The sequence below is a fragment of the Neisseria sp. RH3002v2g genome, assembly GCF_014596425.2.
Classification (GTDB): domain Bacteria; phylum Pseudomonadota; class Gammaproteobacteria; order Burkholderiales; family Neisseriaceae; genus Neisseria.
On sequence record NZ_CP110721.1, the window covers coordinates 775,270 to 789,268 of the forward strand.

Here is a 13,999-nt window from a genome sequence, read left to right on the forward strand (position 1 = left end):
TATTTTAAAGTATCGGCTCAAAAGGAGACACAATGAAGCCAGTAAATATCGGTCTTTTAGGTTTGGGTACAGTTGGTGGCGGTACGGCTACTGTATTGCAGGACAATGCTGCGGAAATCAGCCGCCGTTTGGGACGTGAAGTCCGTATTTCTGCTGTTTGTGATTTGAGCGAAGAAAAAGCCAAACAAATTTGCCCGAATGCTGCTTTTATCAAAGACCCATTTGAGCTGGTTCAGCATCAAGATGTTGATGTTGTTGTTGAATTGTTTGGCGGTACCGGTATTGCCAAAGATGCGGTATTGAAGGCGATTGAAAACGGCAAACATATTGTTACTGCCAATAAAAAACTGCTGGCTGAATACGGCAATGAAATTTTCCCTTTGGCGGAAGAAAAAAATGTCATGGTGCAGTTTGAAGCTGCTGTTGCCGGCGGGATCCCCATTATCAAGGCTTTGCGTGAAGGTTTGGCTGCGAACCAAATCCGCAGTATCGCCGGTATTATTAATGGTACCAGCAACTTCATTCTGACTGAAATGCGCGAAAAAGGCAGCGCGTTTGCAGACGTACTGAAAGAAGCTCAGGCTTTGGGCTATGCTGAAGCTGACCCTACTTTTGACATCGAAGGTCATGATGCCGGCCATAAAATTACGATTATGAGCGCATTGGCATTTGGTACGCCGATGAACTTTTCTGCCTGCTATTTGGAAGGCATCAGCAAACTCGACAGCCGCGATATTAAATACGCTGAAGAGCTTGGCTATCGCATCAAATTGTTGGGTATTACCCGTAAAACCGACAAAGGCATCGAGTTGCGCGTACACCCTACTCTGATTCCTGAAAGCCGTCTGTTGGCTAATGTGAACGGCGTGATGAATGCTGTCCGTGTCAATGCCGATATGGTTGGTGAGACTTTGTATTACGGTGCCGGCGCCGGTGCATTACCGACTGCTTCTGCCGTGGTTGCCGATATTATTGATATTGCCCGCCTGCTTGAAGCAGAAACTGACCACCGTGTCCCTCACTTGGCATTCCAACCTTCACAAGTTCGAGCGCAAAATATTCTGCCTATGGATGAAATTACCAGCGGCTACTATCTGCGCGTTCAAGCAACTGATGAGCCGGGTACTTTGGGTCAGATTGCCGCCCTCTTGGCCAAAGAAAATGTTTCTATCGAGGCTTTGATTCAAAAAGGTGTGATTGATCAAAGTACTGCCGAAATCGTGATTTTGACTCACACAACTGTGGAGCGTAATGTCAAACGCGCTATCGCAGCGATTGAGGCACTGAGCTGCGTAGATGCTCCGATCACCATGATCCGCATGGAAAGCCTGCATGACTGAGCGACAAACAGAAAGGCCGTCTGAAGAACAACTGGCGGCCAGAAAGAAAGCCAAGGCAAAAATCCGTACCATCCGCATTTGGGCATGGGTAATTTTGTCTTTGCTGGCGCTGACCGCCCTGCTCTCGCAATGCGCCATGAACAAGCCGCAGATGAAACAAAATGTGGTGGAGTCTTGTGTGAAAAACATTCCTTTTGCTGAAAAATGGCAAGCTGATTTGAAGGCAAAAGGTTTGGATGCGCAAAACGAGAAATTGGCTCAAGACTATTGTGTCTGTATGTGGGATCAGCCTTTAAGCAAACTCTCCGACGAGCAAATCCGAACCTTCGGTAAAATCAGCCCTGGGGAGCAACTCAAACTTTTGGGTGGCGCGGAAGCCTTTGAGGCACGCGATAAGCAATGTGTGGCTGATTTAAAGGCTGAGTAAACCAATATCGGTTTAAACCAAAGATACAAGGCCATCTGGAATTTCAGACGGCCTTTCTTATATTGATTAAATAGTAATAGGAATTGATTTCATTATATTTTAAGTTTAAGATAGCTTGGTTAATTGCTTTTCTATGGTTGTTGCCATGCGTTACCACTTTCCTATTGCCGTTGATATTTATGATTTTTTGTATACCGGCCGGTTTGATTATTTGGAAATCGGACAATCTGCGGAGTCTATTTTGCAGATGTTCCCTGCGCCTGATTGCGTCCCTAAAGGCTTGTTGGTACAAAAAGGCTGGAATATTTGGCTTTATGGCGACATCGAGCTGCATTTCTCCGACAATCGACTGACTCAGATTCGTGCTGATTTTCAGCCTGATGCGGCCTTAAGCGGCGGCCGTTGGGTAAAGTTGAATCCGTGGTTTTTCGCAAATGGCTGCCTTGATGTGTATGCCGTCATTCAACGTTTGGTACAACGCAATATCGATTTTATTAAAACGGAAACGCATACCAACTTAATTTTGCAGTTGCAAAGCGGAGTTGAATTGATTTTTGAAAAATGTCGGGGCATGCAACTTGCCTCGTTCCGCAAACAAAAAGCCTCTCTGCCCTACTGGGCGCGCGAAACGGCTTCTTAAATAAACAATGCCGTCTGAAAACCTCATTTCAGACGGCATTATCAATTACAAACCATTCAATAATTGTCGGATTTTGGTCATTGTCATAGAAACCTGTTCGTTACAGCCTTCATTCCCTTTTCCATTATCAAAACAATCAATGCTGCTGACGCTGCAAAAGTGGGCATAGGCCATTTTCAACTCCCTGGCCAAAACGGCTTCTGGCATACCGGTCATCCCGAGTACATCTACGCCGTCGCGGCGATAACGGGCGATTTCGGCATGGGTCGGGCGGCGTGGGCCTTGCAGGCAGCCATAAACGGCGGAGTCGTAAATCGGCACATTGTGTGCTTTTGTGATGTTCAATAATTCTTGCCGCAACTCATTGCTATAAGGGTTGAAAAAATCGGTATGGACGACAGGGCATTCTTGGCCTTCAAAAAAGGTATCTTTGCGGCCATAGGTATAGTCGATCAAATCGTCCGGCAGCACCAGGCTGCCGTTTTCAAAATCAGGATTGATGCCGACGACTGAGGAAATGGCAATGATGTTTTCAACGCCTAAAGAGTGCAACGCCCAGATATTGGCGCGGTAGTTGATTTCATGCGGCGCGATGGTATGGCTGAAGCCGTGTCGGGCAAGAAAAACAATATCCAAGCGCCCCAACCTGCCGAACAAAATAGGGCTGCTGGTTAAGCCGTATGGGGTGCGTACGATTTTTCGTTCAGTAATTTCGAGTTCCGGCAGTTTGGTCAAACCGCTGCCGCCAATAATGGCTAACATATAAACTTCCTTTGTTATCAATGACCGTCTGAAACTTAGATTTCAGACGGCCTTAATATCATCGATTTATTTATGTTTGTAGAAATGGCTGCCGAAATAGGCAGATGCGCCTTCACGCAATAAAACCAGCGTTACAGCGGCAAGCGGCAGGCCGGCAAGCATACCGACAAAACCCATCAGTTGCCCGAAAGCCATCAACGAGAAAATCACCCAGAAAGGCGACAGGCCGATGCGGTCGCCGACGATTTTAGGCGTAATGAAAAAGCTTTCCAGGAATTGTCCAACACCGAATACAGCCCAGACCATCAACAAACCCTGCCATGAGCCATATTGCAAAAGCGCGGCAACTGTTGCCAGCAAAAGGCCGGTAAATGCGCCCAAATACGGAATAAATACCAAAATACCGGCAATCATACCGATAGCAAAGCCGGAATCCAAACCGACCAACATCAAGCCCAAGCCATAGACCAAGCCCATAATCAGCATAACCATTAGCTGGCCGCGCAGAAACTCGCCCAATACTTCGTCCATATTGCTGCTGATACGCGTGTAGGTCTCGATAAAACGGCGTGGAACCAGTTTGCTGATTCCGGAAGACCAGCGTTTCCAATCCAACAAGAAGTAATACAGCAGCAAAGGCAGCAATACCAAATTGCTGACGCCGCTGATCACGTTGCCGCTTTGACGCATCAAGGTAGGAATCCATGCTTTGAGCGTATTGCTCAACTCATCCGTATGCGACTGCAACCATGCGATGATTGATTCTTGATCGATTTGAATATAATCCCCGCTGACGCTGTTGAGCCACGGCAGCAATTTGTTTTGAACAAAGCCCACGATTTGCGGCAGGCGTTCGGCCAGATTGTTAAACTGGTTCAACAACATAGGCACGATAATCAGCACTAACGACAGCAATACCAGCAAGGCAAACGCCATAATAATCATCGAAGCCGGCGCGCGACGGATACGCTTCAATTGCAGCCACTCGACCAAGGGATTCAAAACATAGGCCAAAACGGCGGCCACAATAAACGGCGTCAAAACATCGCCCAAGGCATATAAAAGCCAAATAAAGGCTGCAACGACGCAAGCCATAATTACCCACGGTTTTGCGCCACGCTCTTTCTTTTGATACATAAAAAGGTATTTCCCAATTGATGTTTAAGGTTTTCAAAATAAATAAGCAGTATAACAGATTCACAAAGGCCGTCTGAAAGTGCGACACCAATCAAGGCAAAATAAAATTGTTAACAATAACGCCAAAAAATTCAGCCTGAATCCTCCAATTTAAGATAAAATACGCTCCGACAATCTACCCATACCCGAATAAGGAAATCCAATGAGCACTTCTTTGAGCTATCGTGACGCAGGCGTGGATATCGACGCAGGCGATCAACTGGTCGAAAACATCAAACCTTTTGCCAAACGTACTATGCGCCCTGAAGTGTTGGGTGATTTGGGCGGTTTCGGCGCTTTGGTCGAAATCGGCAAGAAATACAAAAATCCGGTATTGGTTTCCGGTACGGACGGCGTCGGCACCAAGCTGAAACTGGCTTTCGACTGGGACAAACACGATACTGTCGGCATCGATTTGGTTGCCATGAGCGTCAACGACATTTTGGTTCAAGGCGCAGAACCTTTGTTCTTCTTGGACTATTTTGCCTGCGGCAAGCTGGATGTTGCCCGCGCGACTGATGTGATTAAAGGCATTGCACAAGGCTGCGAAGAATCCGGTTGCGCTTTGATTGGCGGTGAAACTGCCGAAATGCCGGGTATGTATCCCGAAGGAGAATACGACTTGGCAGGTTTTGCCGTCGGCGTGGTTGAAAAAGAACGCGTCATTAACGGCCGCAGCATTCAGGCCGGGGACGTTGTTTTGGGCTTGGCTTCTAACGGCGTACACTCCAACGGCTACTCTTTGGTACGCAAAATCATCGAGCGCGACAATCCCGATTTGGATGCAGAATTTGACAACGGCAAAACCTTGCGCGAAGCCATCATCGCCCCTACCCGTCTGTATGTGAAACCTATCCTTGCCGCTTTGGAAAAATTCACCATTAAAGGCATGGCCCACATTACCGGCGGCGGCATTACCGAAAACGTACCTCGCGTTTTACCTGAAAATACCGTTGCACAAATCGATGCCAAAGCGTGGGAATTGCCTAAACTGTTCCAATGGCTGCAAAAAGCAGGCAATGTGGAAACCCAAGAAATGTACCGTACATTCAACTGCGGTATCGGTATGGTTGTTATTATTGCCAAAGAAGATGCCGATGCGGTACAGACATTCTTGAGCGAACAAGGCGAAACCGTTTACCGTTTGGGTGCAGTTCGTGAGCGCAACGGCGACGAACATCAAACCCAAGTGGCTTGATTGAGATGTAATTAAAAAAGTGCGGATGATGAATCCGCACTTTTTTGTTTACACTGCCCTAGCCTACTTCTTCCAAAAATCCTGCCAACTGCGCCGTATCGTGGGCAATCATCAGCTCTTCATTGGTTGGCACAACCAAAACAGCCGGAGAAGAACCTGTCGGGCTGATAATGCCTGAATTGCCGTAGCGTTTTTCCATATTGGCTTTGGTGTCGATGTGCAGACCCAAGAAATCAAGATAGGAAACAGTTTTGGCACGGATATTACGCGAGTTTTCGCCGATACCGCCGGTAAACACGAGCGCATCTACGCCGCCGCAAGCCACAGCCATCGAAGCAATGTATTTGGCAAGGCGGTAGGTCATGACTTCCAGGGCCAAACGCGCACCTTCATGACCTTCGTCCGCCGCGATTTCCAAAGAACGGCAGTCGTTGGAAAGTTCGGAAATCCCGAGCAATCCTGATTTTTTGTTCAACATTTCATCAACTTGGGCAACATCCAAACCGGCATGGGAAGTCAGATAGCTGTATACGCCCGGATCGATGTCGCCGCAACGGGTACCCATTACCAAGCCTTCAATCGGCGTGAAGCCCATACTGGTGTCAACGGATTTGCCGTTTTTAATGGCGGTAATGGATGCGCCATTGCCTAAGTGGGCAATAATCATGCGGATGTCTTCCAGTGGTTTGCCCAAAATCCGTGCGGCTTCCGGGGCAACGTAACGCATGCTGGTACCGTGGAAACCGTAGCGGCGGAAAGCGTATTTTTTACGCAATTCACGCGGAACGGCATAAGTGTAGGCACGCTCCGGCATGGTTTGGTGGAACGAAGTATCCATCACGCCGACATTGGGCAGGCCTGGGAAATGCTCTTGCGCAGCCAAAATACCGTTGATATTGGCAGGGTTGTGCAGCGGAGCGAGCGGAATGCAGGCATTGAGTTCGTCCATTACTGCTTGGTCGATCAAAACAGATTCGCTGTATTTTTCGCCGCCGTGTGCGATGCGGTGGCCGATGGCTTTAATGCGGTCGTGCAGGCCGTGTTTTTCAAGCTCTTTCAACAGCATACCTACGGCACCGGCATGGTCGTTACGGCCGATCAAAGCTGTTTGGCATTTTTTGCCGTCTTTGCTGAACGTAATGACTGCTTCGGGCGTACCCAAACGTTCGCCGAGACAGCTTAAGAGAACTTTGCCGTTTTTACGGTCGATAACGGCACCTTTGAGTGAAGAGCTGCCGCAGTTCAGAACAAGAATGAGTTGGTTGGACATGGTGTTTCTCCTTTGAATTTTTGATTGTTTTTTTGGCTTCAGGCCGTCTGAAAAGAGCAAAAACATTTGAGAGCTTTCCAGATTGCCTTTGGTTTTGTGTTTAGTCAGGCTTCATGCCCAACCCTAATCTCCATTGCAGGTATCGCTACCTGACTAAAATTTGCTTATTTGGTTTTCAGACGGCCTTGTTTAATGGCGTGGCCGTCTGAAAACTTAAAAGCAATCTTCCGGCACTCGGACTTGTCCTTCCATAATCACGCGTGCGCTACGGCTCATGACTGCTTTGGTGGCCGTCCATTGTCCATCCTGACATTCGGCGGCTGCACCGACACGCAGTGTGCCTGACGGATGGCCGAAACGGACTTCTTTACGCGCTCCGCCTCCGGCTGCAAGGTTGACCAACGTACCGGGCACGGCGGCGGCGGTAGCGATGGCAACTGAAGCGGTACCCATCATGGCGTGGTGCAATTTGCCCATGCTCAGTGCGCGTACCAATAAGTCGATGTCGGCAGCTTTGACGGTTTTGCCGCTTGAAGCGGTGTAATCGGCCGCAGGGGCGACAAAAGCGACTTTCGGAGTATGGGCGCGGGTGGCGGCTTCGGATACATCGCTGATCAAGCCCATTTTCAGCGCACCATACGCGCGGATGGTTTCAAATTTTTCCAAAGCCGCGGCATCGTTGTTGATATCGTCTTGCAACTCTTTGCCTGTGTAGCCCAAATCTGCGGCATTCAGGAAAATGGTTGGAATACCGGCATTGATAAGCGTGGCTTTCAGACGGCCTATATTCGGCACATCAATTTCATCAACCAAATTGCCGGTTGGGAACATACTGCCTTCGCCGTCGGCCGGATCAAGAAATTCGATTTGTACTTCGGCTGCCGGAAACGTTACGCCGTCAAGCTCAAAATCGCCTGTTTCCAAAACTGCGCCGTTTTGCATCGGCACATGGGCGATGATGGTTTTGCCGATGTTTTTCTGCCAGATTTTGACGGTACACAGGCCGTCTGAAGGGATTTTGGATTTATCGACCAAGCCTTGTTCGATGGCAAATGCGCCCACGGCGGCGGTCAGGTTGCCGCAGTTGCCGCTCCAATCGACAAAAGGTTTGTCGATGGAAACTTGTCCGAAGAGGTAATCAACGTCGTGGTCGGCACGTTCGGACTTGTCCAAAATCACCGCCTTGCTGGTGGACGAACTGGCATTACCCAAACCGTCTATCTGCTTGCCGTAGGGGTCGGGGCTGCCGAGTACGCGCAACAGGATTTTGTCGCGTGCCTCGCCTGCTTCCCGCGCAGCGTCCGGTAGATCGGTGCGTTTGAAGAAAATGCCTTTAGATGTACCGCCGCGGTAGTAAACGGCGGGGATTTTGATTTGCGGCATTTCGGGTTCTCCTTTGTATTTTTAGTATGGTTTTTTCAGACGGCCTCTCAAACATTCGAGGCCGTCTGAAAACCTTTTTGAGCGTAGCCCGGGCATTTTGACGATGCCCGATTTACCTTACGCTGCATTTCCTTCTAAGAAATCTTGTGCGAAACGTTGCAACACGCCGCCGGCTTCGTACACCAGCACTTCTTCTGCGGTATCGAGGCGGCAGGTAACCGGAACTTCAACGGTTTCGCCGTTTTTACGATGAATCACGAGGGTCAGGTCGCAGCGCGGTGTACGTTCGCCAACAACGTCGTAGGTTTCCGTACCGTCCAGTTGCAGGGTGTAGCGGTTGGTACCCGGTTTGAACTGCAACGGCAACACGCCCATACCGATCAAGTTGGTGCGGTGGATACGCTCGAAGCCTTCGGCAACAATCGCTTCCACTCCGGCGAGGCGTACGCCTTTTGCAGCCCAGTCGCGGCTTGAGCCTTGTCCGTAGTCCGCGCCAGCGATGATGATGAGCGGCTGTTTGCGGTTCATATAGGTTTCGATGGCTTCCCACATGCGCATGGTTTTGCCTTCGGGTTCAACGCGTGCCAGCGAACCTTGGCGTACGCTGCCGTCTTCGTTTCTCACCATTTCGTTAAACAGTTTCGGATTAGCGAAGGTAGCGCGTTGGGCGGTGAGGTGGTCGCCGCGGTGGGTGGCGTAGGAATTGAAGTCTTCTTCGGGCAAACCCATTTTCGCCAGATATTCGCCTGCGGCACTGCTGGCCAAAATCGCATTGGATGGCGAAATGTGGTCGGTGGTGATGTTGTCGGGCAGAATCGCCAGCGGTCGCATACCTCTTAATGTGCGTTCCCCTGCCAATGCGCCTTCCCAATAGGGTGGACGGCGGATGTAGGTGGACATCGGACGCCAGTCGTATAGCGGGCTCGGGGCTTTTTGCGCTTTGCCGGTGTCGAACATCGGTACATACACGTCGCGGAATTGTTGCGGTTTCACATATTCGGCAACGATGGCATCGATTTCTTCATCGGTAGGCCAGATGTCTTTCAGGCGGATTTCTTTGCCGTCTGCAACGCCGAGTACGTCGTTTTCAATATCGAAACGGATGCTGCCTGCCAGCGCGTAGGCAACGACCAACGGAGGCGAAGCGAGGAAAGCCTGTTTCGCATACGGGTGGATGCGGCCGTCAAAGTTGCGGTTGCCTGACAATACGGCAGTGGCGTACAAATCGCGGTCGATGATTTCTTTCTGGATTTTCGGATCCAACGCACCGCTCATGCCGTTACAGGTGGTACATGCGAAGGCAACGATACCGAAGCCGAGTTTTTCCATTTCAGGCAGCAGGCCTGCTTCTTTCAAATAGATTTCGGCTACTTTTGAGCCGGGGGCAAACGAAGATTTCACCCAAGGTTTGCGTTTCAAGCCGAGGCGGTTGGCATTGCGTGCCAACAGCGCGGCGGCAACGACGTTGCGCGGATTGGAAGTATTGGTACATGAAGTAATCGCGGCAATAATCACTGCTCCGTCAGGCATTTGGCCGTCTGAAGGCTCTTCATAAGGTTTAGCCAAGCCTTTGCTGGCTAAATCGGCGGTCGCAAAACGGGCATGTGGGTTACTTGGGCCTGCCATATTGCGCGTTACGCTGCTCAAATCAAACTTCAACACGCGCGGATAAACGGCGGTTTTCAAGGCATCTGCCCACAAGCCTGCGGTTTTTGCATAGGTTTCCACCAATTTCACCTGTGCGTCGTCGCGTCCGGTCAGTTTCAAATAATCAATGGTTTGCTCGTCGATAGCGAACATCGCGGCAGTCGCGCCGAACTCAGGGGTCATGTTGGAAATGGTGGCACGGTCGCCGATCGACAGGCTTCTTGCGCCTTCGCCGAAGAATTCGACAAATGCACCAACCACGCGCTCTTTACGCAAGAATTCGGTCAGTGCCAACACGATATCGGTGGCAGTAATGCCCGGCTGGCGTTTGCCGGTCAGCTCAACGCCGACAATATCGGGCAGACGCATCATGGACGCGCGCCCCAGCATCACGGTTTCCGCTTCCAAACCGCCTACGCCCACGGAAATCACGCCCAATGAATCGACGTGCGGCGTATGTGAGTCTGTGCCGACACAAGTATCAGGGAACGCCACGCCGTTTTTGACTTGAATAACCGGAGACATTTTTTCCAAGTTGATTTGGTGCATAATGCCGTTGCCAGCCGGAATCACGTCCACATTTTCAAAGGCGGTTTTCGTCCAGTTGATAAAGTGGAAACGGTCTTCGTTGCGCCGGTCTTCGATTTCTCGGTTTTTGCGGAAAGCATCAGGATCGTAGCCGCCGCATTCAACGGCCAAAGAGTGGTCGACGATGAGCTGGGTTTGCACCACAGGATTCACTTTGGCAGGATCGCCGCCTTTTTCGGCAATCGCATCGCGCAGGCCTGCCAAATCCACCAACGCTGTCTGCCCCAGAATATCGTGACACACCACGCGCGCCGGATACCAAGGGAAGTCGATTTCCTGTTTTCCCTCAATCAGCTGACCCAGCCAGCTTTGCAACGTAGGCAGGTCGACTTTGTCTGCGCGATTGACCAAGTTCTCAGCCAAGATACGGCTTGTATAAGGCAGCTTGTCGTAAGAGCCTGGTTTGATGTCTTCACACGCCTGACGCGCGTCGTAATATTCCAAATCCGTACCGGGCAAAGCTTTGCGGTAGCGTTGGTTGGCAGTCATGTTGGTTCTCCTAAATCTATTCTTTTTTTGGTTTTGGGTTTCAGACGGCCTGTTGATTCGGACCTTAAGGCCGTCTGAAACCATAAATTCTGTTTTATTGCTTGTGATTTGAAATCTATTCGCAGTATGAAAAAAAATTGCCGCTCTGCTACCATCATTCCCGTATAGACGGAAATCCAAACTTAAATCTTTCAGCACTCTTTACAGCAGAACATTTCAACTTTTGAATTTCTGCCTGTATGGGAATGACGACAGCAGAGCAGCATGTTTTCCAAACGGCCGGCTCTCTCTCTCGCATACTGCACTAGGCCGTCGAAAAACGAAAACATCATTTATTCATTGTTTTCAAACGGCATTTCGAGATGGGGCGGGCTGGCGGCCCACCCTGCTGTGACGCGTATTAGCGGTTTTCAATCTCCACGAATGCCAAATCTTCAGGGCCTGTGTAGTTTGCGCTCGGACGGATGATTTTGCCGTCTTTGCGTTGCTCGAGAACGTGTGCGCTCCAACCGGTTGTACGGGAAATTACGAACAGCGGTGTGAACATAGCGGTCGGTACGCCCAATTTTTGGTAGGAAACGGCAGAGAACCAGTCCAGATTCGGGAACATTTTTTTCTCTTCCCACATCACGCTCTCCAAGCGTTCGGCAATGTCAAAGAGGCGCATATCGCCGGTTTCTTTGCTCAAACCGCGTGCCACTTCTTTAATGACAACGTTGCGAGGGTCGGAAATGGTGTACACCGGATGACCGAAACCGATCACGATTTCTTTACGGCCGATGCGTTCGCGGATGTCAGCTTCAGCTTCGTCGGCATTGCGGTAGCGTTTTTGAATATCGTAAGCCACTTCGTTCGCGCCGCCGTGTTTCGGACCTTTCAACGCGCCGATGGCGCCGGTGATGCAGGAATACATATCCGAGCCTGTACCGGCAATCACGCGGGCGGTAAAGGTAGAAGCGTTGAACTCGTGTTCGGCATACAGAATCAGTGAAACGTGCATGGCTTTGATGTGTGATTCGCTTGGGCGTTTGCCGTGCAACAGGTGCAGGAAATGACCGCCGATGGTGTCTTCGTCGCTTTCAACGTCAATGCGTTTGCCGTTGTGCGAATATTGATACCAGTACAAGAGGATGCTGCCGAGGCTGGCGATCAGTTTGTCGGCAATGTCGCGCGCTTCACTTTCCGGATGGCTTTCACGTTCGGGGTGAACACAGCCCAGCATGGATACGCCGGTACGCATCACATCCATCGGATGGGTATGTGCAGGCAGGCTTTCCAACACTTTAATCACACGGATAGGCAGGCCGCGCATGGATTTGAGCTTGGTTTTATAAGCGGCCAGCTCGAATTTGTTGGGCAGATGGCCGTGAATCAGCAGGTGGGCGACTTCTTCAAACTCGCATTTTTGTGCCAAATCCAAGATGTCGTAACCGCGATAGCTCAAATCGTTGCCGGTACGGCCGACGGTGCACAATTCGGTATTACCGGCCGCAACGCCAGAAAGCGCAACAGATTTTTTAGGTTTGAAAGTCGGGGTTTGAGTAGTTTCAGTCATGGTATTTCTCCTTTGTATTTTTATGGGTTTTATTTTTCAGACGGCCGATGCGGATTTGTTGAAAGGCCGTCTGAAAGCGGTTACTTATTTTTGAAACAATTTATCCAGTTTTTGCTCAAAGGCATGATAGTTCAGATGCTCGTACAGCTCGGCACGGGTTTGCATACTGTCAACCACCGCCGCCTGTGTGCCATCGCGCATAATCGCTTCATAAACATTCAGAGCGGCTTTGCTTGCTGCGCGGAATGATGACAGCGGATACAGCACCAGCGACACGCCGTTTTCAGCCAGCTCACTTTGCGTATAAAGCGGTGTAGCACCAAACTCGGTAATGTTGGCCAATACAGGTACTTTCACTGCATCTGCAAATTGGCGGTACATGTTCAAATCGGTCATGGCTTCAGGGAAAATCATGTCTGCACCGGCTTCGACACAAGCCTGAGCGCGTTCGATAGCGGCATCCAAACCTTCCACCGCCAGCGCATCGGTACGCGCCATAATCACAAAGTTCTCATCCACGCGCGCATCAACGGCAGCTTTGATACGGTCAACCATTTCATCTTTAGAAACGATGGCTTTATTCGGACGGTGGCCGCAGCGTTTCTGCGCTACCTGATCTTCGATATGAACCGCTGCAACACCGGCGCGTTCAAAGTTGCGAATCGTACGAGCGATATTGAACGCCCCGCCCCAACCCACATCAATGTCCACCAGCAAAGGCGTATCCACGTTGTCCGTAATCCGCCGCGCATCAATCAGCACATCTTCCATTGTGGTAATACCCAAATCAGGGATACCGCAAGAGCAGGCTGCCACGCCGCCGCCAGACAGATAAATCGCCTTGAAACCGCTTTGGGTAGCCAATCGCGCAAAATAAGCATTGACGCAACCGACGACGGCAAGAGGATTCGATTCTTTTACGGCTTGACGGAAACGCGCTCCGGCAGAGTGTTGGCTCATCATAATATTTCTCCTTTATAGACTTTTGTCAGTATCAATCGGCCGGTTCAGTTTTCTCCAAACCAGAAACGAACCGTTTAAAAAGAAACAATCATTTCAAAAACTGTTTTCAGACGGCCTGTAAAATTTCCATTATCAACCATCTAAAAATTTAAAATTAATAAAAACAAATAGTTATTAAAACCAATAAATACAATAAGGCTGAAGCGGAGGTATTTGTTTTTTAAATATTATTAATCAGTATATGAATGCAACAGGGGAAAGAAGTTTTAAAACCCGAAGTGTTTGTGGAAATGCGGAAACTGGATTCGGGTTGGGAGCCTTCAGACCGCCGCGACTGGCAATAAGCAGACGACGACGGGATCGGCGGAGAGAGGGGAAAATCTATAACAAGAGAGAGTGGTTTGATACAGATTCATGATGATGTTCCTTTGTAGTGCGATGTAGTTTTTTATTTATGGAAACAAATTTAAAAAATAAAACCAGACTTGTCAAACACTTTTTTCAAAAATTTTATAAAAAATTCAGTTACTAATAAATGATTCTTTAGCAATAAACATAAAA

General features: G+C 49.6%; 11 protein-coding genes. 4 read left to right on the forward strand and 7 right to left on the reverse strand.

Annotation, left to right across the window (positions count from 1 at the left end; translation table 11 throughout):
* The first annotated feature begins 32 nt into the window (after window positions 1–32).
* The 3 genes from BBP27_RS03700 to BBP27_RS03710 all read left to right on the forward strand — a co-directional run bounded on the left by BBP27_RS03700 (window position 33) and on the right by BBP27_RS03710 (window position 2,407).
* The gene (locus BBP27_RS03700) at window positions 33–1,340 is read left to right on the forward strand and encodes a homoserine dehydrogenase (RefSeq protein WP_036490890.1); all 1,308 of its coding nucleotides are present in this window, start codon (window positions 33–35) and stop codon (window positions 1,338–1,340) included.
* Window positions 1,333–1,767: a hypothetical protein gene (locus tag BBP27_RS03705; RefSeq protein ID WP_188212018.1), complete on the forward strand. Its 435-nt coding sequence runs from the start codon at window positions 1,333–1,335 to the stop codon at window positions 1,765–1,767. The genes BBP27_RS03700 and BBP27_RS03705 overlap by 8 nt, the downstream gene beginning before the upstream one ends.
* 145 nt (window positions 1,768–1,912) lie before the next feature.
* Window positions 1,913–2,407: a hypothetical protein gene (locus BBP27_RS03710; RefSeq protein ID WP_049349748.1), complete on the forward strand. Its 495-nt coding sequence runs from the start codon at window positions 1,913–1,915 to the stop codon at window positions 2,405–2,407.
* A gap of 45 nt (window positions 2,408–2,452) precedes the next feature.
* On the opposite strand, the gene BBP27_RS03715 is transcribed toward BBP27_RS03710, so the two are convergent.
* Together BBP27_RS03715 and BBP27_RS03720 are read right to left on the reverse strand one after the other, a co-directional pair.
* On the reverse strand, window positions 2,453–3,169 hold the full coding sequence (locus BBP27_RS03715; RefSeq protein ID WP_188212017.1) for an S-methyl-5'-thioinosine phosphorylase: 717 nt from the start codon (window positions 3,167–3,169) through the stop codon (window positions 2,453–2,455).
* A 66-nt stretch (window positions 3,170–3,235) separates the two neighbouring features.
* The gene (locus BBP27_RS03720; protein ID WP_188212016.1) at window positions 3,236–4,306 is read right to left on the reverse strand and encodes an AI-2E family transporter; all 1,071 of its coding nucleotides are present in this window, start codon (window positions 4,304–4,306) and stop codon (window positions 3,236–3,238) included.
* Window positions 4,307–4,508: 202 nt separating this feature from the next.
* On the opposite strand from BBP27_RS03720, the gene purM reads away from it, so the two are divergent.
* The gene (purM, locus tag BBP27_RS03725; protein ID WP_188212015.1) at window positions 4,509–5,543 is read left to right on the forward strand and encodes a phosphoribosylformylglycinamidine cyclo-ligase; all 1,035 of its coding nucleotides are present in this window, start codon (window positions 4,509–4,511) and stop codon (window positions 5,541–5,543) included.
* A 58-nt stretch (window positions 5,544–5,601) separates the two neighbouring features.
* On the opposite strand, the gene BBP27_RS03730 is transcribed toward purM, so the two are convergent.
* The 5 genes from BBP27_RS03730 to prpB all read right to left on the reverse strand — a co-directional run bounded on the left by BBP27_RS03730 (window position 5,602) and on the right by prpB (window position 13,435).
* Window positions 5,602–6,813, reverse strand: a complete 1,212-nt coding sequence (locus tag BBP27_RS03730) for an acetate kinase (protein ID WP_188212014.1) — start codon at window positions 6,811–6,813, stop codon at window positions 5,602–5,604.
* A 213-nt stretch (window positions 6,814–7,026) separates the two neighbouring features.
* A complete protein-coding gene (gene prpF / locus BBP27_RS03735; protein ID WP_188212013.1) occupies window positions 7,027–8,196 on the reverse strand; it encodes a 2-methylaconitate cis-trans isomerase PrpF in 1,170 nt (389 codons plus the stop codon).
* 117 nt (window positions 8,197–8,313) lie between these two features.
* A complete protein-coding gene (gene acnD, locus BBP27_RS03740; RefSeq protein WP_188212012.1) occupies window positions 8,314–10,920 on the reverse strand; it encodes a Fe/S-dependent 2-methylisocitrate dehydratase AcnD in 2,607 nt (868 codons plus the stop codon).
* A 400-nt stretch (window positions 10,921–11,320) separates the two neighbouring features.
* Window positions 11,321–12,475, reverse strand: a complete 1,155-nt coding sequence (gene prpC / locus BBP27_RS03745) for a bifunctional 2-methylcitrate synthase/citrate synthase (RefSeq protein ID WP_070837983.1) — start codon at window positions 12,473–12,475, stop codon at window positions 11,321–11,323.
* A gap of 84 nt (window positions 12,476–12,559) precedes the next feature.
* Window positions 12,560–13,435: a methylisocitrate lyase gene (gene prpB / locus BBP27_RS03750; RefSeq protein ID WP_036490908.1), complete on the reverse strand. Its 876-nt coding sequence runs from the start codon at window positions 13,433–13,435 to the stop codon at window positions 12,560–12,562.
* Window positions 13,436–13,999 lie beyond the last annotated feature (564 nt).

Bases quoted from the DNA above. Each gene is read 5' to 3' on its own strand.
- BBP27_RS03715 (WP_188212017.1), bottom strand. From the start codon at position 3,169: ATGTTAGCCATTATTGGCGGCAGCGGTTTGACCAAACTGCCGGAACTC.
- prpF (WP_188212013.1), bottom strand. From the start codon at position 8,196: ATGCCGCAAATCAAAATCCCCGCCGTTTACTACCGCGGCGGTACATCT.
- BBP27_RS03720 (WP_188212016.1), bottom strand. From the start codon at position 4,306: ATGTATCAAAAGAAAGAGCGTGGCGCAAAACCGTGGGTAATTATGGCT.
- BBP27_RS03705 (WP_188212018.1), top strand. From the start codon at position 1,333: ATGACTGAGCGACAAACAGAAAGGCCGTCTGAAGAACAACTGGCGGCC.
- purM (WP_188212015.1), top strand. From the start codon at position 4,509: ATGAGCACTTCTTTGAGCTATCGTGACGCAGGCGTGGATATCGACGCA.
- acnD (WP_188212012.1), bottom strand. From the start codon at position 10,920: ATGACTGCCAACCAACGCTACCGCAAAGCTTTGCCCGGTACGGATTTG.
- prpC (WP_070837983.1), bottom strand. From the start codon at position 12,475: ATGACTGAAACTACTCAAACCCCGACTTTCAAACCTAAAAAATCTGTT.
- BBP27_RS03710 (WP_049349748.1), top strand. From the start codon at position 1,913: ATGCGTTACCACTTTCCTATTGCCGTTGATATTTATGATTTTTTGTAT.
- BBP27_RS03730 (WP_188212014.1), bottom strand. From the start codon at position 6,813: ATGTCCAACCAACTCATTCTTGTTCTGAACTGCGGCAGCTCTTCACTC.
- BBP27_RS03700 (WP_036490890.1), top strand. From the start codon at position 33: ATGAAGCCAGTAAATATCGGTCTTTTAGGTTTGGGTACAGTTGGTGGC.
- prpB (WP_036490908.1), bottom strand. From the start codon at position 13,435: ATGAGCCAACACTCTGCCGGAGCGCGTTTCCGTCAAGCCGTAAAAGAA.